Raw genomic sequence first — 19,601 nt, forward strand, 5'->3', positions numbered from 1 at the left:
AAATAATACCACAATCAGGAATCTTCGTCAATAGTTTTTTAATGTTTTTTTATATAAATTTTGGTAGTTGTCCCTGTCGTTCAAAACCTTCTGCACATAGGCCCTGGTATCACTGAAGGGGATCTGGGCAGGATTGTTGAAATCATAATCCCATCCATAATCCTTCATCCATTCCTTCACCGTGCCCCGGCCGGCGTTGTAGGCGGCCAGCATCAGCACCTCATTGCCGTGGAATTCGCTTTCCAGTTCCGCCAGGTACCAGCAGCCGAATTTGATGTTCAGCTCCGGCTTCAGCAGCATGGAATCCCGGAAATTGGGAAAATCCGTGCATTTGGCGATCCAGGCCCCGGTTTCCGGGGTGATCTGCATAAGTCCCATGGCTCCGGCTTTGGACTGGGCCTCCGGTTTGAAGTTGCTTTCGTTTTTGATCACAGCCACCGCCAGGAAGGGATCCACCCGGTACTGGGCGCTGTACAGATGGATTTCCCGGGCATAAGGCCAGTTGTAGACGAACTTCCGCTGGGCAGTATCCGTCTTCCAGCCAAAATACCCGGCCACCATCAGCAGCAGGAACACCAGCACCACCGGCAGACACCCGGGCCGCTTTGTCTTTCTCTTCCGTTCCAAAACAATCCCTCACAATAAATCTATCTTCCGCGCTCTTCCAGAAAAGTCCCTGTTCTTCCGGAAGGCGTCCATTTCTTTTTTCCTACTATCATATCAAATCTGCCGGCGGTGTTTCAACTGTTCTTTGCAACATTACGGCAAACTCAGAGAGAGAGCCGGTCCAGTTCCCGGTCCACCTGCCGGTACAAATCTTCCAGGGTACCCTGGTTGTCCAGCACCACCTGGGCCTGTTTCCGTTTTTCTTCCAGGGACAGCTGCTTCCGGATCCGGTCTTTTACCTCTTCCCGGGTCATGCCGGACCGAGCCATGGCCCGGCGGATCTGCTCCTCTTCCGGAATATACACCAGCCATACGGTATCCGTCACCTTTTCCCAGCCGCATTCCAGGAGGAGAGGGGCATCCAAAATCACCACAGGGTCCTGCCGGTGGGCAGCCAGAAAAGCATCCCGTTTTTCCTCCACGGCCCGATGGACAATGGCATTCAGCTGCCGGAGCACCGCCGGGTCATGGAAGGCCAGCCGGGCCATTTCCTTCCGGTCCAGTTCCCCCTTCTCCGTCAGGATGGCCGGCCCGAAAACCTCCACCAGTTGCCGGAGACAGGGGGATCCGGCCTTTTCCACTTCCCAAGCGGCCGCATCCGCGTCGAACACCGGGATTCCCTTTTCTTTCAGATAGGCACTGACCGTGCTCTTCCCGGAGGCAATGCCTCCGGTGAGTCCGATTACCTTCATGGTTCCTCCTTATTTCTGGCACCGGGGACAGTAAACACTGCCCCGGCCGGCCACTTTGATCTGCTTCAGCAGGGTGCCGCAGTGTTTGCAGGGCAGGCCCTTCCGATGGTACACCTGGAGATACAGGCTGTTGTCCCCCATATGCCCGTCCGCATCCTGGTAGTTCCGGAAGGTGGTGCCATGGTGTTCCAGCCCCTGGCGGATCACCCCTTTGATGGCCAGAGCCAGAGCTTCCCAGTCCTTCCGGGTCATCCGGTTCACCCGGCGGGTAGGGCGGATCCCGGCAGCAAACAGGGCCTCATCGGCATAGATGTTTCCCAGGCCGGCAATAATGGTCTGGTCCAGGATGAAGGCTTTCACTACGGCGGTCTTTCCCCGTGCCTTTTCCCGGAGATACTCCGGAGTCAGAACCGGATCCAGAGGCTCCGGTCCCAGGCTTTCGTACCCTTTGTCCTTCCATTCATCTTCCCCCACCAGGGCTGCCACTCCGAAGGTACGGATGTCACTGAAGTACAGGTTTTCGTCTCCGGACAGATAAAAAACCATCCGGGTATGGGGCGGTTCCGGAGCGGTTTTGGGCAGGGCCAGCAAAGCTCCGGTCATCCGGAGATGGATCAGCAGCCAGTCCCCTTTTTCCAGGTCCAGCCGCAGGTATTTTCCCCGGCGCTCCACTCCGGTGAACCGGGCTCCCTGGAGCTTTTGGACAAAAGTTCCCGGATCCGGATGGAGGATCATTTTGGGCAGATCCACCCGGACCTTTTCGATGGTTTTTCCTGTTATATGAGGAAGCAGGCTGATCCGTACCTGTTCCACTTCCGGCAGTTCCGGCATGATTCCTCCTTACTTGGCCTGAGCCCAGTTTTTCCCGGTGTCCACATCCGCCACCAGGGGTACCGCCAGTTCCACCGCGTGTTCCATGGTGTCCTTGACGATTTGGGCCACCTGGTCCTTTTCTTCTTCCGTGACTTCCAACACCAGTTCGTCGTGGACCTGGAGCAGCACCCGGCTTTTCACCTGGGCTTTCTTCAGGTTTTCCGCTACTTTCAGCATGGCCACCTTGATGATGTCCGCCGCCGTTCCCTGGATGGGAGTGTTGATGGCAGTCCGTTCCGCAAAGCTCCGGCGGTTGAAATTCTTGGCGTTGATGTCCGGCAGGTACCGGCGGCGTCCGAACAGGGTCTCCACATAGCCCATTTCCCGAGCCTTCTGTTTTTCCCGTTCCATATAATCCTTCACCCCGGTGTACCGGGCAAAATAGCTTTCAATATACTGGGCCGCCTCTCCCCGGGGCACCCCCAGCTGCCGGGCCAGGCCGAAATCGCTGATCCCGTAGATGATCCCGAAATTCACAGTCTTGGCCTTGCTCCGCATGTAGGGTGTCACCTGGTCCAGAGGCACCCCGAAGATTTCCGAAGCGGTCCGGGCATGGACATCCTGGCCGTGACGGAAGGAATCCAGCAGCAGTTCATCCTGGGCAATGCTGGCCATCACCCGGAGTTCCACCTGGGAATAATCGCAGCTCATGAGCAGATCGTACCCTTTTCCAGGCACGAACATTTCCCGCATCCGTTTCCCCACTTCTGTCCGGGTAGGGATGTTCTGAAGGTTGGGTTCCGTGCTGGACAGCCGGCCGGTCACTGTGGCCATCTGGTTGAAATGGGTGTGGATCCGGCCGGTGGCCGGGTTGATCAGGGGATGGAGACCCAGGAGATAAGTAGACAGGAGTTTGGACAGCTGCCGATATCTGATCAGAGTCTCGATGATGGGATGTTCCCCCTGGAGGGCTTCCAGTACCGACACATCGGTAGAATAGCCGGTCTTGGTCTTTTTGATAACGGGCAGCCCCAGTTTTTCAAAGAGCAGGGCCCCCAGCTGTTTGGGAGAATTCAGGTTGAACTGTTCCCCTGCCTGGTCAAAAGCCTGCTGTTCCAGAGCCTGGACCTTTTTGGTCATTTCTTCGGTGACTTCGTCCAGCATGGCCTGGTCGATGGTGATCCCGTTCCATTCCATTTCCGCCAGGTTTTCCGTAAGGGGCAGTTCGATGGTTTCATAGAGCCGGGTAAGTCCCCGTTCCTGGAGCCTGTCCCGGAGCACCGGCACCAGGGCCGCTGTATCCTGGGCGGCTTCTCCGCTGGCCGCCGGAAGGAATTCTTCTCCCAAACCCTGGATCCCGTAGCTGCTGGCTCCCGGTTCATAAAGATAGCCGGCCAGGGAGGGATCGTCGGTGACTCCCTGAAGGGCTTTCCCTTGTCCCATCATATATTTGTACAGCTCCTTGGGATCTGCTACCGCCTTGGGCAGATCCGGGTTCTCAAGAAGTGCCAGCACCGCCTGTTTCCCCGCCTGTTCCGGGTGGAAGACATAATGCTTTCCGGCAAAGACCAGGTCCAGCTGTTCCAGCCGCTGGCTGGGCAGATTGCCCTGGAGAACATAGGCCAGGGCCACCTGGTCCCCTTTGGCCCGGATTTCTTCCACCAGCCTGTCTCCCTGGGCATCGTCACTGATTTCCATCCTTTCCAGGGTATCTGCAGCCACCGGCTGGCCGAACAGGGACAGAGGATCATCGCTGGCCCCTTCCGTGCCTGCTGCGCAGCCCAGTACTGGTACGAACCGGTCCCACAGGTTCTTGAACTGGAGTTCCTGCATCAGTTTCCGGCTTTCTTCCGTCAGACCTGTGAGAGGATAGGCCGCCGGATCCTTTTCAATGGGTACCTGGAGACAGATGGTGGCCAGGTCTTTGGACAAAAGGGCCTGATCCCGGTTGTTCCGGAGCTTCTCCTGAAGGGCTTTTCCCTTCACTTCTTCCGCATGGTCCAGGGTGTTTTCCACGGTGCCGTACTGGGTAATCAGCTTCAGGGCCGTTTTGGGGCCCACTCCCGGTACCCCGGGGATGTTGTCGCTGGTATCCCCCATGAGCCCTTTCAGGTCGATGATCTGCCGGGGTTCCAGTCCCTGGTATTCTTCCCCGAAGGCCTTTTCGTCATAGACGGCAATATTGGAAATCCCTTTTTTAGTGAACAGCACCTGGACATTGTTTTTAATCAGCTGGAATTCATCCCGATCCCCGGTGACGATCCGGACCTGGACACTGTCCGGAGCCCCGCTGGACAGGGTGCCGATAATATCATCCGCTTCGTAGTTGTCCACTTCCAGGGTGGGGATCCCCATGGCCTGGAGCAGCCGGATGGACAGAGGGAACTGTTCCTTCAGTTCCGGGGGCGTAGCCTTCCGCTGGCCCTTATAGTCCGGGAATTTTTCCGTTCGGAAGGTTTTCCGGGATTTGTCGAAAGCCACCAGCATGTAGCTGGGTTTGATCTCCTGGAGCAGCTTCAGGATCATATTGCACAGGCCGTACACCGCCCCGGTGTTGACCCCTTTTTTATTGGTCAACGGCGGCAGAGCAAAGAAAGCCCGGTGGATCAGACTGCTGCCGTCGATAAGAAGGAATTTTTCGTCCATTGCGCACCATCCTCAGTGTTATTCTAATCGTATCATTATACCATATTTGAAAGGGACAGGGGGAGCTGTTGCGGGGGCAGCAGTTCCCGTCAACGGTCAGCGGCCGTTGACGGCTGATAAATCCATACTATATTACTGTATTTTTTCTATTCTTCTGTTTTTGTATAGAACTGTACAGAAATAACTCTTTAAGACTTTTGTATACAATATATTAAATGCATTTTCTTGACGGTAAAAATCAATAGTGATAGCATTTTCTAGGATACAATGAAATTGGTACTGTCCTGAAAAGACAGCTGATTTTAGGGGAGGTTTTTATTATGGAATACAAATTTGCCAAACGGATGGCCGGGATGCAGGCTTCTGCGGTCCGGGAAATCCTGAAAGTGACCCAGCGTCCGGAAGTGATTTCTTTTGCCGGGGGACTGCCGGCACCGGAACTGTTCCCGGTGGAGGAAATCGGCAAGGTGTGTCAGGAAGTCTGCGCCGCTGAAGGCCGCAAGGTACTCCAGTACGCCACCACAGAAGGCCGTCCCACCCTCCGGGCCAAGATTGCCGACCGGATGAACCGGAAATACAAATCCCATCTGAAAGCGGAAAACATCCTGATCACCACCGGCTCCCAGCAGAACCTGGACATGGCCGGGAAGATTTTCTTTGACGAAGGGGATGTGGTGCTGATGGAAAGCCCCACCTACCTAGCTGCCATCAATGCCTTCAAGGCCTACCAGCCGGTGTTCAAGGAAGTCCCCACTGACGAAAAGGGCATGATCCCGGAAGAACTGGACAAGATCCTGGCGGAAACGCCCCGGGCCAAACTGATCTATGTGATCCCGGATTTCCAGAACCCCACCGGCATCTGCTGGAGCCTGGAACGGCGGCAGAAATTCATGGAAATCGTCAACAAATACAATATCCCGGTGCTGGAAGACAATCCCTACGGGGAACTGCGGTATGAAGGAGAAACCCTCCCCTCCCTCCAGAGCATGGACACCAAAGACCTGGTGATGGCCATGGGGACCTTCTCCAAGACCTTCTGCCCGGGGCTGCGGATTGGCTGGCTGGCCGCTCCCACCACCCTGATGAAGGAATTCGTCAAGGTAAAACAGAGTGCCGACCTGCACACCTCAGCCTTCGACCAGGCCATCATCGACCGGTACATGGATGAATACAGCCTGGATGACCATGTGGCGGAAATCAACAAGCTGTACAAGCACCGCCGTGACCTGCTGCTGAAGACCATGGAAGAAACCTTCACCGACGGCACCACCTGGACCCATCCGGAAGGGGGCCTGTTCCTGTGGCTGACCTTCCCGGAAGGGGTCAGTGCCCGGAAGGTGTTCGACAAGTGCATCGAAAAGAACGTGGCCGGTGTACTGGGCGAATTCTTCTACCCCAACAACAAGAACGACCGGCACATGCGGATCAACTACTCCAACATGCCTGATGACCGGATTGTGGAAGGGGTAAAACGGATGGCTGAAGCATTGAAGGAGATCAAAGAAGGGAAGTAAAAAATGGGGCTGTTGCATAAGCAACAGCCCCATTTTTGGGTCGCAGGTCGCGAACCTTTCACCCCCCTTATTTTCTCAGCCAGCAGGGGGTATCGATGCCCAGGATCTTTTTCCCGTCGAAGGGTTCAGGGCTTTCGCTGACAAAGTGGCGCTGGGCTTTCAGCACGTACTGGAATCCTTTGTACAAAAGGGGCACGTTGCAGTAGACCATGATGATGTTGGCCAGGTCGGAGAAGGCCCACAGGTTGCTCAGGTCATAGCCGGCAATGTTCACCAGGATGCCGAAGGCGGCCACCAGCAGGCACAGGCACCGGACAGTGACGATCACCTGGGGATTTTTGCTCAGACGGGCAGCGGCGATTTCCGAAAAGGACACCATTCCGATGAGACAGGTGTAGGCAAACAGGCAGAAGCACAGGGTTAGGGCCAGGTTCACCGCCGTGTTGATCCCGGCAGTGGGCGTCAGCTGGGTCACGGAAAGGAGATATTTGGGCAGCTTCCCGGCAGCTTTCCAGGCGGCAGGATCCTGGGTCCAGGCATGGGCCATGATCACAATGAACCCGGTCATGGTGCAGATGATGTGAGTGTCCAGGAACACCCCGGCAGCGGACAGAAGCCCCTGTTCGCAGGGATGTTCGTCATCGGCGGATGCGGCGGACATGGTAATGGTCCCCTGGCCCGCTTCGTTGCTCATCAGCCCCCGTTTCACTCCCTGGACCAGGACGGTACCGAACACTCCGCCGAAAAAGGCTTCCGGCCGGAAGGCTCCCGCAAACACCGCTTCAAAAAAGTAAGGAACGGACCGTACATTGCCCACAATCAGCAGCACCGTAGTGGCCACGTATACCACCGCCATCACCGGAACCATGGCATTGGTGGCCTTTGTCACCTTTTTGATGCCCCCGAAGGCCAGCAGGGCAGTAAAGACCAGCACCACAGCTGCTGTGCCGTAATAGAAGAGGGAGTTGGTGGGAATCTCCGTGCCGCTGACCATGGACCCGATGGCCCCTACAGAAGAAACCACATTGTATCCCTGGGCCGGCAGACATCCCAGGGCATAGAAGATGTACAGGAGAGAAAGGAAGATGCCCACACCCTGGCTGCCTCCGAAAAGAGCCCGTCCGTAAAAGGGCAGTCCCCCTACAAACTGTCCCTGACGTTTTTCCTTGAACAGCTGGGCCATAGTCCCTTCCACAAAGGCTGTAGCCATGCCGAAGAACGCAGATACCCACATCCAGAACAGGGCTCCCGGTCCCCCTACGGAAATGGCCCCGGTGACCCCCAGGATGTTCCCGGGGCCCACCCGCATGGCGGAACTGAGCATAAAGGCCGCCAGCGGCGAGATCCCGGTGGCGGCACTGCGCCGGTGGACCAGCAGCCGGATGGCCGTTCCCATATGGGTCAGCTGGATACAGTGGAGCCGGCAGGTGAAATAGATGCCGGACCCTACCAGCACAATAATGGCGAACGAAAAGCTTCCCAACAGGGGCAGGTTTTTGTACCAGGCAAACTGGGTAGGAATGTCCCAGAAGAAGTCGGACAGGGGGCCGACGAACTTCAGGACAGAGTTGATCCATGCAAACAAATTCTCCATAAGCATCTCCCTCATTCATATTTTTATTCTTTTACTATAACATAGTCTGAAAGTTTTTCAACAAATTTCGTCGTCTTTGTGAAATGACGGTAGAAATATGATAAAATAAAACATATTTTTTCCAAAATCAATCTATACCCTGTAAGAAAAGGAGTCAATTATGGAACCTGTAGATGTGGGGATCCTGTCCCTGCTGCCCCCGATTATTGCCATTTCTCTTGCGCTCATCACCAAAGAAGTGATTTCCTCCCTGATGCTGGGGATCCTGTCCGGCGGTCTGATTTATGCGGCCGCTTCCGGCGGAGGCCTGGTGGACATGAGCTCCGCCGCCTTTGAGATCATGTCCAAAACCGTCGGTACCCCGGACAAGTTCAACATCATCCTGTTCCTGGCCCTGCTGGGCTCCCTGGTGGCTGTGGTGAACAAGGCCGGCGGTTCCCAGGCCTACGGCCAGTGGGCCACCAAAAAGATCACCAGCCGCCGGGCTGCAGAACTGGCCACCAGCATCCTGGGGATCCTGATTTTCATCGATGACTATTTCAACTGCCTCACCGTAGGTACGGTCATGAAGCCGGTAACGGACAAGTACCGGATTTCCCGGGCCAAGCTGGCCTACATCATCGATACCACCGCCGCCCCCGTGTGCATCATCGCCCCCATTTCCAGCTGGGCTGCTGCCGTAGGGTCCACCCTGTACGAAACCGGCGCCTTCCCCAATGAAATGTCCGCTTTCTTCGCCACCATCCCCTACAACATGTACGCCATCCTGTCCATCCTGATGGTCACCGTCCTGTCCGTTACGGACCTGGAATTCGGGCCCATGGCCACAGTGGAAGACCTGGCGGAAACCAAAGGAGAACTGGGCGCCATTGATCAGAAAGCCCGGGAACAGCAGCAGCCGGTGACTGCCAAAGGCACCGTGTATGACCTGCTGATCCCCATTGCCGCTCTCATCGTCTTTACCATCCTGGCCATGCTGTACAACGGAGGCTACTGGTCCAAAGGGCTCTCCTTCCAGGCCGCCATCGGCAACAGCAATTCTTCCGCCGCGCTGGTGCTGGGCGGGTTCTGGGCCCTGGTGGTGGCCTTTGTCCAGTTCGTTCCCCGCAGGCTCCTGAGCTTCCGGCAGTTTATGGACAGCATCGGTGCCGGGATCAACACCATGGTCCCTGCCTACATCATCCTGACCCTGGCCTGGACCATCGGCACCCTGTGCCATAACTACCTGGGCACCGGGAAATACATCGGCATGCTGGTCCAGACCAGCCATCTGCCCATGGAACTGCTGCCGGCCATTGTATTCCTGGTGGCAGCCGGGCTTTCCTTCTCCATCGGTACTGCCTGGGGCACCTTCGGGCTGTTCATCCCCATTGTGGTGTTCATCTGCCAGTCCGCCACTCCCACCATCATGACCGTGACCCTGTCCGCCACCCTGGCCGGCTCCGTGTTCGGGGACCACTGCTCCCCCATTTCTGACACCACCATCCTCTCCTCTTCCGGGGCCGGATGCAGCCACATCCAGCATGTGGGGACCCAGATCCCCTACGCCTGCCTGGTGGCCGCCTGCTGTTTCATGGCCTACCTGGCCGCCGGTTTCTCCGGGGGCAGCGTGGTCCTGACCCTCATCACCGGCATCGGTCTTCTGCTGCTGGCCCTGTTCCTGCTCCACAGACGGGCCAGAATGAGATTGAAGAAAAAAGGGGTGTGAAAAAATTCACACCGGTAACCAAAGGGGGTGTTGCACCTTATGTGCAACACCCCCTTTTTATTCCCGCGTTTGGAGTTGTGGCCGGTTCCTTCTTACTTTACGATGGTCACCGGGCAATGAGCGCTCTGGGATACCTTGGTACTGACACTGCCCAGGAAGAACCCTGCCAGTACACCCATACCCCGGTTGCCCATGATGATCATGTCCACATCATCCTTCTCGGCTTCCCCACAAATCCGTTCTGCCGGATCGATGTCCACCACTTTCTTGAAGGTGATGGTGCTGTAGGAAACTTTCTTGGCTTCCCGTTCTGCTTCTTCCAGCGGAGTGGGAGCAGCCGCTTCCAGCGGGATGATATTGCCGTTTTTGTCCTTCCGGGGAGGTTTGATCCGGCTCAGGTCATAAGGCACGTCAATATTGATCACAATGATCTGGGATCCGAATTTGCTGCCAAGTTCCATGGCAAAATCCAGAGCCCGGAGGGCAATTTTCGAACCGTCTACAGGAACCAGGATTTTGTTGATCATAAGATATTCCCCCTTTTCCGGAACAATCTTGGGTTATTTCACAATGAGCACCGGCACATCGGCATACTGAGACACCTTGCTGCTGACGCTGCCCAGGAAGAATTCCGCAATGCCGCTGAGGCCTCGGCTGCCGATGACGATGGCGGAACATTTCTTGTCCTTGCATACGGCCAGCACCCGTTCAGACGGATGGCCCACTTCCAGGTCGAATTCTGCCTTGCCCTTGAAGTCCTTCAGCTTTTCTTTGGCTGTATCCAGGACACTGTTGCCGATTTTCGTCAGTTCTTCATTTCCCTGACTGATGGTTGCCTGATCCAGAGGCACCACCAGCATGGCCGAATTGTTGTAGGGCTGGATTACGTTCACCACCAGCAGTTCTCCCTTGAAGGCTTCCGCCAGTTCCCGGGCTTCCGCCAGGGCTCTCCAGGACGTTTCAGACCCATCCACCGGAACCAAGATTTTTTCAAACATACAACCACCTCCAACGCATTTTTCGTTACAATTTTTTCTTTCTTATAGAGTATATTCACCGAAAGATTGTAAATTCCTGCTTTTTCCGAAAAAAAATTGCTGCCGAAGCAGCAATTTTTTTGTCAGGTTATTTCACTACCATAACAGGGACTTTGGCATACTGGGACACCTTGCTGCTGACACTGCCCAGCAGGAATTCCTCCACCCCGCTGAGGCCCCGGCTGCCGATGACGATGGTATCGCAGCCCTTGCTCTTGCAGGCGTCCAGGATCAGTTCCGCCGGGTTCCCGGTTTCTTCCACATATTCCACTTCACCCTTATAGCCGCTGAGTTTTTCCTTGGCCAGTTCCAGGGTGGCAAAACCGGCTTTTTTCATAGCTGCATTGTTCTGATCGATCAGGGTCTGGTCCAGGGACATCTGGAGCAGGCCGCCGGCCCCGTAGGGCAGCATCACCGTAATGACCACCAGGACGCCGTCATATTTTTCCGCCAGGGATTTCCCCGTTTCCAGAGCCTTCCAGGAAGTCTGGGAACCATCCACCGGCACCAGGATTTTTTTGAACATAGAATCTCCCCCTTTATTTCACTACGAATACAGGTACTTCCGCATACTGGGACACTTTGGAGCTGACACTGCCCAACAGGAATTCCGTGATCCCGCTGAGGCCCCGGCTGCCGATGACCACCGAGTCACAGCCGTCTTCCCGGGACTTCTCCAGGATCAGTTCAGCCGGATTTCCTTCACCGTCTTCATAGGAAACCTTGCCATGGAAGCCATATTCCGTGAGTTTTTCTTTGGCCGTATCCAGGACCGCCAGACTGGCTTTTTTCATTTCCCGGTTGCTGCGGTCCATGAGGTTTTGATCCAGGGTAATCTGGAACAGGCTGAGGCTGTTGTACGGTTCCATAACAGTGAATACCCGGATTTCTCCCTGAAATCTGGACGCCAGCGCTGCCGCTGTTTTCAGGGCCTTCCACGCCGTATCCGATCCATCTACCGGCACCAAGATTTTTTGGAACATATACATTCATCCCCTTCCTTGCTCTTTATGGATATTATTCGCCTTTTTGCGAAAAATCCCTTTTATTTTTTGCTTTTTTTCTGATTTCTTTTCTGGTACCGGCGCATTTTCCGGTCCGGGGTAAAGCCGTTCTGTCTCCGGGCCAGTTCCAGCGGTTCCGGATCCTCCGCATACTTTTTCCGGGCGTAGAGGAAAAGGGCCGCCAGGGCAGCAATGGGCAGAAGCCCCAAAACCCACCGCATGGTCTGGTCCTGGATTACCACCAGGAAGTCCCACCCCACCACTGCCAAAGGAGTCAGAATGTACCGGGCCAGTTTGGATCCGTTGAAAAACCGCATGGTCAGTCCATAGCAGAGCACAGCCATGGAAAAAGAAACCAGGGTCAGAAGCAGTACAAAAAGAAAAAATTCCATAGGGTCAAAACCTCTTTCTTGAAAATTTGCAGGGATTACAGCTGCACATGATTGGCATCGGCGTTTTCGTGGAGGGCCTGCATTTCTGTAAGGACCAGATTGGCCAGATCCACATGGCGCTGTTCTTTGAGATAGTCATGGTAATGGGACGGTCTGGCACCAGCTCCCGTATTCAGCATCCCCGGGACCACTTTTCCCTCCCCATCGAAGGAATATTGGGCATAAACGGGAATTACATGGCTGGTTCCATCCCAATACCCGGCTTTTTCATCGTCGCCTGGCTGCTCGCTGAGGACCCGCATCTGAAAGGTGACAGGAGGCAGGTTCCCGGTACGATGATTGATGAACTGGTACAGCCTGGACGTGGCATCCACAAAAGCCTTCTGATGATTTTTTTCATCAATGACCAGCAGCCGGCGTCCCTTGCCCCCGATCAGGCTCAGACTGCCGTTGGGATCATGACCATAGGAGGTGGCCATCACCTTTCCGGAAAGGCCTTCCTGATCCAGGATTTTCTGGACGGTCCCGACAGGGTCTTTGGTTCCCTGTGGCTCCGCCGTCTTTTCCGTTTTGGCTTCCTGAGCCGCCATAGTTGCTGCCTGGGACGCTTCCTGGGATTTCTGATGCTGGAAGTAAAAGGCTCCTCCGCCCAGGAGCAGCAGGACGACAAGCCCTCCTGCCAGGATCCTGTTCCTGTTGGCAGAGGCAGGGTTCCCTCCCGCCGGTGCAGACGGCCGGGTGCCCTCTGCTCCCTGGCTCTGTATTTCCGGAACCGCTTTCCCGCAGGAAGGGCAGAACCGTACCCCGGGCTCCAGTTCCTTCCCGCATTGAGGACAAAATCTGATCATCTTTTCCAACCTCCTGTCTTATCCATACTGTTTATTATAGCAAAAAGAAGGGGCTGTGAAAAAATGAGAAATCATTTTTTCACAGCCCCTTTCTGTCACTGGTCAGCGGTCGCTGGTCACTGGCCGAGTGACCGGGGGTGTGAATTTCTTCACACCCCCTCTTACCCCAGAACCACACTCCCGATGGGATATCCCACAAAGGTCATCACCAGAATGGCCAGGAGGGCGAAGATGCCTCCCCAGATGAACATATCCCGGGCGGTGGTCCAGCCGGACCCGATGGCCACGGTATTAATGGTGGACTGGCCTGCCGGGGTCATGTTGCAGATCCCGGCCCCGAAACCGATGAGACACACTACCGCCCCTACGGAAATCACTCCCGCCGGCAGAGCCTGGCACACAGAAAGGGCCACGGCGCTGACTACAGTGGTAGTAACGATATTGGAGGAAAAGTTGGTCTCCAGTACGCACCATGCAAAGAAGAACAAAATCAGCCCCAGGACCGGCAGTCCGCTGGCTACCGGCGCCAGCATGCCGCTGAGCCAGGCCTTGATGCCCATTTCGTTGTGGGTCAGGGCGGACCCCAGCATGGTGGCGGCCCCGGTCATGACGATGGAAGCCCACAGCACCCCTTTGGTCATCACTTCTTTGAAGTTCATGATGGGTTTCCCCTCATGGCGGGCAATGAACAGGATGATGCACCCCAGAAGCGGCGGCATGGCAGTGGTCCAGCTGCTGATTATTTTATACAGGCCCGGATTCCAGCCTTTTACCAGGCTGGGCCCCACCCACAGGAGCACCGTCAGGGCCATGGTGGCCAGGATGATCTTTTCCCGGCTGTCCGCCCGGGGTACAGTGCCCCGGAGTCCCATGGCCTTCTGAGGGTCGATGGACTGGATATCCGCCGGCCGGTACAGGAACTTGAACACCAGCAGCAGCAAAATCACCAGCAGCACCCCGGTGGGGATCCCCATGGCCATGTACTGGAACTGGTTCACATCCCGTCCGGTGGCTGCCGTATAGTACCCCATGGCCATGGTGGGCCACACATGGCCGATGGCGGTCATCCCGGAGGACAGGCTGATGCAGAAGGCCGTCCCCAGCATGATCATATTGGCAGAAGGGCTCCCTTTCTTCAGCTCCAGCACCTGGAAAATGTCTTCCAGAAAAGGCATGAAGGCCACAAACAGCACGGAAGGAGAAATGAACAGCCCCATGAAAGTCACCGCAAAGAACAGGAAGGTGACAAAAGACCAGGGGCCCCGCCGGGCAATGGCGTTGGTGATGAAGGTCACCGTGCAGCGCCGGACGAAATGGGTCTGGGACAGGGGATACACCAGCATGAAGGTGAACAGCAGGAAGGCCACGGTGGTGTTCCCGAAGGTTCCCTTCAGGGTGTTCCCGAACCCGAAATGGGGCAAAAAGCCCAGAAGGAACACGGTGATCAGACTGGGCCAGTCAATGGAAATGGTGATCCACATCATGAGGGAGGTGAGGAAGATGCCCAGCACCGCCAGCCCCTCCTGGGTCAGGGGAGCCGGTGCCGGCAACAGTCTTACGGCAAAGCCGGCGGCCAGGGAAGCCGCCAGCCAGAACAGATCTTTTTGGGATTTAGTCATGATTCCCTCTTATTCGTTTTTCAGGATCCGGAAATCCTGGCTTTCCTTGGACAGCTGGAACATAAGCTTCTGCATGTTGGTTTCGCTGAGATCCCCCAGGATGGTCAGGTCGAAAGTGACGGTTTGTTCCGGTTTATTGAAATGGAGCAGTTCCATGTACTGCATGTTGTAGCCGTAATCCCCCACCATGTTCAGGATGCTGCTCATGGCATTGGGCTGATCCGGACGGGTGAGCCGGACCACCACCCGGGTGCCTCCGGAGTGGATGTCAATGTCTTTGGCCAGCTGGGCAAACAGCTGGGGATTCCAGTCAAAGAGCATGCCGTACTGGTACATCCGGCTGGTTTCCATGATCTTCCGGACCACCGCCAGGTATTCCGGCAGCCGGTCTTCCGGCACGCCCTGGGAGAGTTTTTCCAGAATGGCCTGTTCCCGGTCCGCCCGGTAAATGTTGGTCTCCCCTGCTTCCTGTTTGGCTTCCGCCACCAGTTTGGAACAGTCCAGCCGCTCCATGAGAAGAGCCCGGATCTGAGGATCGATGGCATCGATTTTGGCACGCACTTGGTCAAGTTTCATAACAATCTTCCTTTCCTACCATGCTTCTTGGATTTTTCCCCATTATAGCAAAGGGGTGTTGCCTGCGCAACACCCCTCTTTCACACTGCCGTACAGGGCTGGGCCCCCAACAGTTCTTCTTTCTCTTCTTCCACCTGACGGGCGGGCACCCGTTCCAGCCATTTCAGATCGTAGGGCTCGAACTTGCACCGGGCGTAGGCGTCCAAATCCATTACCGTGCCATCCCAGTCCGAATCGATCCGTCCATTCTGCTTGATCAGGATATCGTACAGGATGGCATAGGTTTCCCCGTCTGCCGGATCCTTTTCCACAATGGTGCTGTAGGGCAGGGTCTTGTGGTACACCAGCTCCAGATCCTTGTATTTGAAATGGAACCCGCAGCGCATCCGGCAGCCGTCCAGACCGGTGTAACAGGCCACCTGCTTCAGGTCCCGGAGAATCTGGTCATGAGGTTCGTCATACAGGTTTTCCGGGGTGGTCTCCGTATAGTCGAACCGGAACTGGATGGAAGGGGCGTGGACCTTCCGGAACCGTTCCATAAAGGGAATCAGCTGATCCTTGGGATACTTCTTGTACAGGACGCAGTTGATCCGGAACCGGACCGGCAGCCGGGCCAGGAGTCCGTCATTGGATTCCTCCACATAGTGCTGCATGTGCCGGCTGATATTGAGGCAGGTGATCTTCCCGGCATTCTTCTCCAGGAAAGCCAGCACTTCCTCTTCGCTCTGTTCCCGGCTCACCGGCAGGGTGGTGTTGATGTACACTTTATGGGTATCGGACACCTGGTCCAGCATCACCTGGAGACTTTTCAGGTTGGCCAGAGGCTCCCCTCCGGTAAAGACAAAGTCGCAGTAAGGAGTCAGGGCATCCATTTTCCGGATGCTTTCACAGATGGCCTCCAGGGAAAATCCCGTCATATCGGCATACTCTTCTTTATTCACACAGAACGGGCAGTGGTTCCGGCAGTCATAAGGCACAAAAACAGTGACCGTGGCCCCGCCGTTGCGGGTCTTGTACGGGTGTCTGGCTGCTTCCACTGCGGTTTTTTCTCTCTTGATCATGGTCAATCCCCTCGAACTTCTTTTGCGGCTCTCCCAGGAGCCGCACACTAAAATCACACACGAATCTAGCTTATATTTTACCATAAACTGTGAAAGTGTTCCAATTTTTTCAGCAAAACTTCCGTGTTATAATGATGTCATGTCAAAAGGAGGGGTTTCCATGATTTTCATCATCCCGGAAGGGTTCAACGATTTTGCCTGCAAAGGAGGGTCCTGCCGCCATACCTGCTGCCAGGTGTGGGAAATCGACATCGATGAAGACACGGCGGAATACTACCGGCAACTGCCCGGAAAGCTGGGGGACGACCTGCGCCGGTCCATGGTCCGGGAAGACGGCACCTGGCATTTCCGGCTGAATCCCCAGGGATACTGCCATCTGCTGGATCCGGACGGACTGTGCCGGGTGATCAAGGAACTGGGGGAAGACGCCCTTTGCGATATCTGCACCGTCCATCCCCGGTTCTTCACCTATGTGTATGAATACATTCTCTGCGGCACCGGCCTGTGCTGTGAGAAGACCTGCGAGGTCATGGCGGCGCTGCCGGGGCCCCTCCACTTTACCCAGGAAGAAACCGGAGATGTTTTCACCTTTCCGGAACTGCTGGAAGAAATGGGGCTGGAGGACCTGCCGGAAGCAAAGCTCCATTTTTCTCCGGATCTGACCCGGAAAGAGCTGGAAGTAATGATCCGGGAACTTTCCGCCACAGAGCCCTTCGACCAAGCCTGGACCCGGGACCTCCAGAAAATTGAAAGGAACCTGGAGGGAGCCCTGGACCGGTACCATACTTTTGCGGAGAATGCTCCTCTGCTCTTCTTCGACCGTCTGTACCAGTACATTTTCTATCGGCAGCTGGACAAGGAAGCCTCTTACGGCATGGAGATCCTGGCCCGTTACGCCCAAAAGAGCACCCAGTTTATCATGCTCCAGGCCGCCCGCACCGGAGACCTGCTGGAAGCCCCCCGCCGCTGGTCCGAGCAAATCGAGTATGATACGGAAAATGTCGATCTGCTGCTGTCCCAGCAGATCTGACAACAAAAGGGACTGTTGCGCATGCACCAGCCCCTTTTTTGCATCACTTCTTATGAAACTCTTCCAGCTCCAGGGAAGTATCCGCGTGGAGCATTTCCTGTGCCAGTTTGTCCGGGTAGGGATTGGCGTAGACGATCCGCTTGATCCCGGCGTTGATCAGGATCTTGGAACACACCACACAGGGCTGATGGGTGCAGTACAAGGTGGCGCCCAGGGTGGATACCCCGTTCACCGCCGCCTGGATCACCGCGTTCTGCTCTGCATGGATGCCCCGGCACAGCTCATGGTTCTGACCGCTGGGCACATGGAGCTTTTCCCGGAGGCATCCCACCACTTCACAGTGGGGCAGCCCCTTTGGAGTCCCGTTGTACCCGGTGGCCAGGATCTGCCGGTCCTTCACCAGCACGGCCCCCACCTTTCTCCGCAGGCAGGTGGACCGTTTGGAAACCACTTCCGCGATTTCCATGAAATAACTGTCCCAGTCAGGTCTGTCCATACCTTATTCCACCGTCCCGAACACCCGGTCCCCGGCATCCCCCAGCCCGGGCACAATGTACCCGTGCTCATTGAGATGATCATCCAGGGCCGCTGTATAGATGGGCACATCCGGGTGCAGTTTGTTCACCAGTTCCACCCCTTCCGGAGCGGCCACCAGGCACATGAACCGGAAGTGCTTGTAGCCATCGGCCTTCAGCATGGACAGGGCTGCAGCGGCACTGCCGCCGGTAGCCAGCATGGGGTCGATGAGGATGATTTCCGCATCCTTGTCCTTGGGGATCTTGCAGTAATATTTAATGGGTTCCAGAGTCTTTTCATCCCGGGTCAGGCCGATATGCCCCACCCGCGCTTCCGGGATCAGGTCCAGCACTGCATCCAGGAATCCCAGCCCCGCCCGGAGGATGGGCACCACGGTGATACCGGTGATGTCCAGGGCATACCCGGTGGTTTCCGCAATGGGAGTGGTCACCGGCACTTCCCGGATAGGCAGGTCCCGGGTCACTTCGAACAGCAACAGCTGGGCGATTTCATCCAGCAGCCGGCGGAAATTCCGGGGAGCCGTCTTTTTGTCACGCAAGTGGGTCATTTTTTCTTTGATCAGAGGATGGTTCACAACATGGATTTGCATGGTTTCAGGTTCCTTTCCCAATTACAGATTCGGATAGAGAGGGTATTTTTCACACAGGGCAGCCACCCGGGCAGCGGCTTCTTTCTGAGCTTCTTCTTTCCCGGGATTGCTGAGCACCAGGCCGATGATCCGGGCCACTTCCCGGAAGTCTTCTTCCAGGAATCCCCGGGTGGTGGCAGCCGGCGCACCCAGACGGATGCCGCTGGTCACAAAGGGGCTGGCCGGGTCGTTGGGGATGGTGTTCTTGTTGCAGGTGATGCCGATGGCATCCAGCATGTGTTCCGCGTCCTTGCCGGTAAGGCCTTTGGACCGGGTATCCACCAGTACCAGATGGTTGTCCGTACCGCCGGAAACCAGCCGCAGACCCTGTTTGGTCAGTTCTTCCGCCAGGGCAGCGGCGTTTTTGATGATCTGTTTCTGGTAATCCTTGAATTCCGGTTTCAGGGCTTCGCCCAGAGCCACTGCCTTGGCGGCGATGATGTGCATGAGAGGGCCGCCCTGGGTGCCGGGGAACACCGCCTTGTCGATCTGTTTGGCGTATTTTTCCGGGCACAGGATCATGCCGCCCCGGGGTCCCCGAAGCGTCTTGTGGGTGGTAGTGGTCACCACATCCGCATAGGGCACCGGGCTGGGATGGAGTCCTGCCGCCACCAGACCGGCAATGTGTGCCATGTCGATCATCAGGAAGGCCCCCACCTTGTGGGCGATGGCCGCCATCCGTTCGAAATCGATGATCCGGGGATAGGCACTGGCCCCGCCAATGATCATTTTGGGTCGGCATTCTTCCGCGATTTTTTCCAACTTGTCATAGTCGATCCGTTCTGTTTCAGGATCCACTCCGTAAGGGACGATGTGAAAATACTTCCCGGAGATGTTCACCGGGGATCCGTGGGACAGATGGCCCCCTTCGGACAGATTCATGCCCATCACCGTGTCTCCCGGCTGGACAAAGGCAAAGAAGGCGGCCAGGTTGGCATTGGCCCCGCAGTGAGGCTGCACATTGGCGTGTTCCGCCCCGAACAGCTCACAGGCTCTCTGACGGGCCAGTTCTTCCACCTTGTCCACGTATTCACAGCCCCCGTAATACCGGTGGCCGGGATACCCTTCCGCGTACTTGTTGGTGAGGACGGTCCCCATGGCTTCCATTACCGCCGGGGACACAAAGTTTTCCGAAGCAATCAGTTCGATTTTGTGACGCTGCCGGCCCAGTTCCTCCCCGATGGCCGCCGCCACCTGAGGATCTGCCAGGCCAAGTTTCTGGTTGTTCATCTCGTT

At 56.1% G+C, this 19,601-nt stretch carries 20 protein-coding genes; 3 read left to right on the forward strand and 17 right to left on the reverse strand.

All coding sequences use genetic code 11. The features are described from left to right. Window positions 1–27 precede the first annotated feature (27 nt). The 4 genes from ACZOF8_RS05375 to polA form a co-directional block, all read right to left on the reverse strand. Window positions 28–627, reverse strand: coding sequence for a lytic transglycosylase domain-containing protein (locus ACZOF8_RS05375; protein ID WP_022486911.1), 600 nt, complete (start codon window positions 625–627; stop codon window positions 28–30). A gap of 143 nt (window positions 628–770) precedes the next feature. After that, a complete protein-coding gene (gene coaE, locus ACZOF8_RS05380; RefSeq protein WP_329777991.1) occupies window positions 771–1,358 on the reverse strand; it encodes a dephospho-CoA kinase in 588 nt (195 codons plus the stop codon). Window positions 1,359–1,367: 9 nt separating this feature from the next. Further along, window positions 1,368–2,189 carry a bifunctional DNA-formamidopyrimidine glycosylase/DNA-(apurinic or apyrimidinic site) lyase gene (gene mutM, locus ACZOF8_RS05385; RefSeq protein WP_317423557.1) on the reverse strand — a complete coding sequence of 274 codons (822 nt, stop codon included), beginning with the start codon at window positions 2,187–2,189 and terminating at the stop codon, window positions 1,368–1,370. A gap of 9 nt (window positions 2,190–2,198) precedes the next feature. Continuing rightward, entirely contained in the window at window positions 2,199–4,817 is a 2,619-nt protein-coding gene (polA, locus tag ACZOF8_RS05390) for a DNA polymerase I (RefSeq protein ID WP_487426656.1), read from the reverse strand. Window positions 4,818–5,137: 320 nt separating this feature from the next. On the opposite strand from polA, the gene ACZOF8_RS05395 reads away from it, so the two are divergent. Continuing rightward, window positions 5,138–6,331 (forward strand): aminotransferase-like domain-containing protein, encoded by a 1,194-nt coding sequence (locus ACZOF8_RS05395; protein WP_487426657.1) that lies wholly within the window; start codon window positions 5,138–5,140, stop codon window positions 6,329–6,331. 67 nt (window positions 6,332–6,398) lie between these two features. Here the strand turns inward: ACZOF8_RS05395 and ACZOF8_RS05400 are convergent, their stop codons facing one another. After that, window positions 6,399–7,925 carry an alanine/glycine:cation symporter family protein gene (locus tag ACZOF8_RS05400; RefSeq protein WP_487426658.1) on the reverse strand — a complete coding sequence of 509 codons (1,527 nt, stop codon included), beginning with the start codon at window positions 7,923–7,925 and terminating at the stop codon, window positions 6,399–6,401. 160 nt (window positions 7,926–8,085) lie between these two features. Here ACZOF8_RS05400 and ACZOF8_RS05405 point away from each other — a divergent pair, with 160 nt between their 5' ends. Then, window positions 8,086–9,633, forward strand: a complete 1,548-nt coding sequence (locus ACZOF8_RS05405) for a Na+/H+ antiporter NhaC family protein (RefSeq protein ID WP_487426659.1) — start codon at window positions 8,086–8,088, stop codon at window positions 9,631–9,633. A gap of 92 nt (window positions 9,634–9,725) precedes the next feature. Here ACZOF8_RS05405 and ACZOF8_RS05410 read toward each other — a convergent pair whose 3' ends face one another. From ACZOF8_RS05410 to ACZOF8_RS05450, 9 genes are all read right to left on the reverse strand, one after another. Next, window positions 9,726–10,160 carry a universal stress protein gene (locus ACZOF8_RS05410; RefSeq protein WP_154487735.1) on the reverse strand — a complete coding sequence of 145 codons (435 nt, stop codon included), beginning with the start codon at window positions 10,158–10,160 and terminating at the stop codon, window positions 9,726–9,728. Between the two features lie 33 nt (window positions 10,161–10,193). Continuing rightward, complete coding sequence (locus ACZOF8_RS05415) at window positions 10,194–10,631, reverse strand: universal stress protein (protein WP_022486918.1); 438 nt, start codon at window positions 10,629–10,631, stop codon at window positions 10,194–10,196. A gap of 127 nt (window positions 10,632–10,758) precedes the next feature. Continuing rightward, window positions 10,759–11,196, reverse strand: a complete 438-nt coding sequence (locus ACZOF8_RS05420; RefSeq protein ID WP_022486919.1) for a universal stress protein — start codon at window positions 11,194–11,196, stop codon at window positions 10,759–10,761. Window positions 11,197–11,209: 13 nt separating this feature from the next. Continuing rightward, window positions 11,210–11,653, reverse strand: coding sequence for a universal stress protein (locus tag ACZOF8_RS05425; RefSeq protein WP_154487734.1), 444 nt, complete (start codon window positions 11,651–11,653; stop codon window positions 11,210–11,212). Window positions 11,654–11,715: 62 nt separating this feature from the next. Further along, window positions 11,716–12,066 (reverse strand): hypothetical protein, encoded by a 351-nt coding sequence (locus ACZOF8_RS05430; RefSeq protein ID WP_022486921.1) that lies wholly within the window; start codon window positions 12,064–12,066, stop codon window positions 11,716–11,718. 35 nt (window positions 12,067–12,101) lie between these two features. Further along, window positions 12,102–12,914: a zinc ribbon domain-containing protein gene (locus tag ACZOF8_RS05435; RefSeq protein ID WP_487426660.1), complete on the reverse strand. Its 813-nt coding sequence runs from the start codon at window positions 12,912–12,914 to the stop codon at window positions 12,102–12,104. A 161-nt stretch (window positions 12,915–13,075) separates the two neighbouring features. Next, window positions 13,076–14,533, reverse strand: coding sequence for an SLC13 family permease (locus ACZOF8_RS05440; RefSeq protein WP_302574617.1), 1,458 nt, complete (start codon window positions 14,531–14,533; stop codon window positions 13,076–13,078). A gap of 9 nt (window positions 14,534–14,542) precedes the next feature. After that, window positions 14,543–15,109 (reverse strand): chorismate mutase, encoded by a 567-nt coding sequence (locus tag ACZOF8_RS05445; protein ID WP_302574619.1) that lies wholly within the window; start codon window positions 15,107–15,109, stop codon window positions 14,543–14,545. Window positions 15,110–15,189: 80 nt separating this feature from the next. Beyond that, the gene (locus tag ACZOF8_RS05450; protein ID WP_022486925.1) at window positions 15,190–16,170 is read right to left on the reverse strand and encodes a 4Fe-4S cluster-binding domain-containing protein; all 981 of its coding nucleotides are present in this window, start codon (window positions 16,168–16,170) and stop codon (window positions 15,190–15,192) included. Between the two features lie 160 nt (window positions 16,171–16,330). Here ACZOF8_RS05450 and fliB point away from each other — a divergent pair, with 160 nt between their 5' ends. Continuing rightward, window positions 16,331–17,200 (forward strand): flagellin lysine-N-methylase, encoded by an 870-nt coding sequence (fliB, locus tag ACZOF8_RS05455; protein ID WP_487426661.1) that lies wholly within the window; start codon window positions 16,331–16,333, stop codon window positions 17,198–17,200. 43 nt (window positions 17,201–17,243) lie between these two features. Here fliB and ACZOF8_RS05460 read toward each other — a convergent pair whose 3' ends face one another. The 3 genes from ACZOF8_RS05460 to glyA are packed head-to-tail and all read right to left on the reverse strand — an operon-like array spanning window position 17,244 to window position 19,595. Beyond that, entirely contained in the window at window positions 17,244–17,696 is a 453-nt protein-coding gene (locus ACZOF8_RS05460; RefSeq protein ID WP_154487731.1) for a deoxycytidylate deaminase, read from the reverse strand. Between the two features lie 3 nt (window positions 17,697–17,699). Then, window positions 17,700–18,326 carry a uracil phosphoribosyltransferase gene (gene upp / locus ACZOF8_RS05465; protein ID WP_022486928.1) on the reverse strand — a complete coding sequence of 209 codons (627 nt, stop codon included), beginning with the start codon at window positions 18,324–18,326 and terminating at the stop codon, window positions 17,700–17,702. Window positions 18,327–18,347: 21 nt separating this feature from the next. Continuing rightward, the gene (glyA, locus tag ACZOF8_RS05470; RefSeq protein ID WP_022486929.1) at window positions 18,348–19,595 is read right to left on the reverse strand and encodes a serine hydroxymethyltransferase; all 1,248 of its coding nucleotides are present in this window, start codon (window positions 19,593–19,595) and stop codon (window positions 18,348–18,350) included. Window positions 19,596–19,601: the final 6 nt, after the last annotated feature.

The sequence above is a fragment of the Acidaminococcus sp. genome (assembly GCF_057597765.1).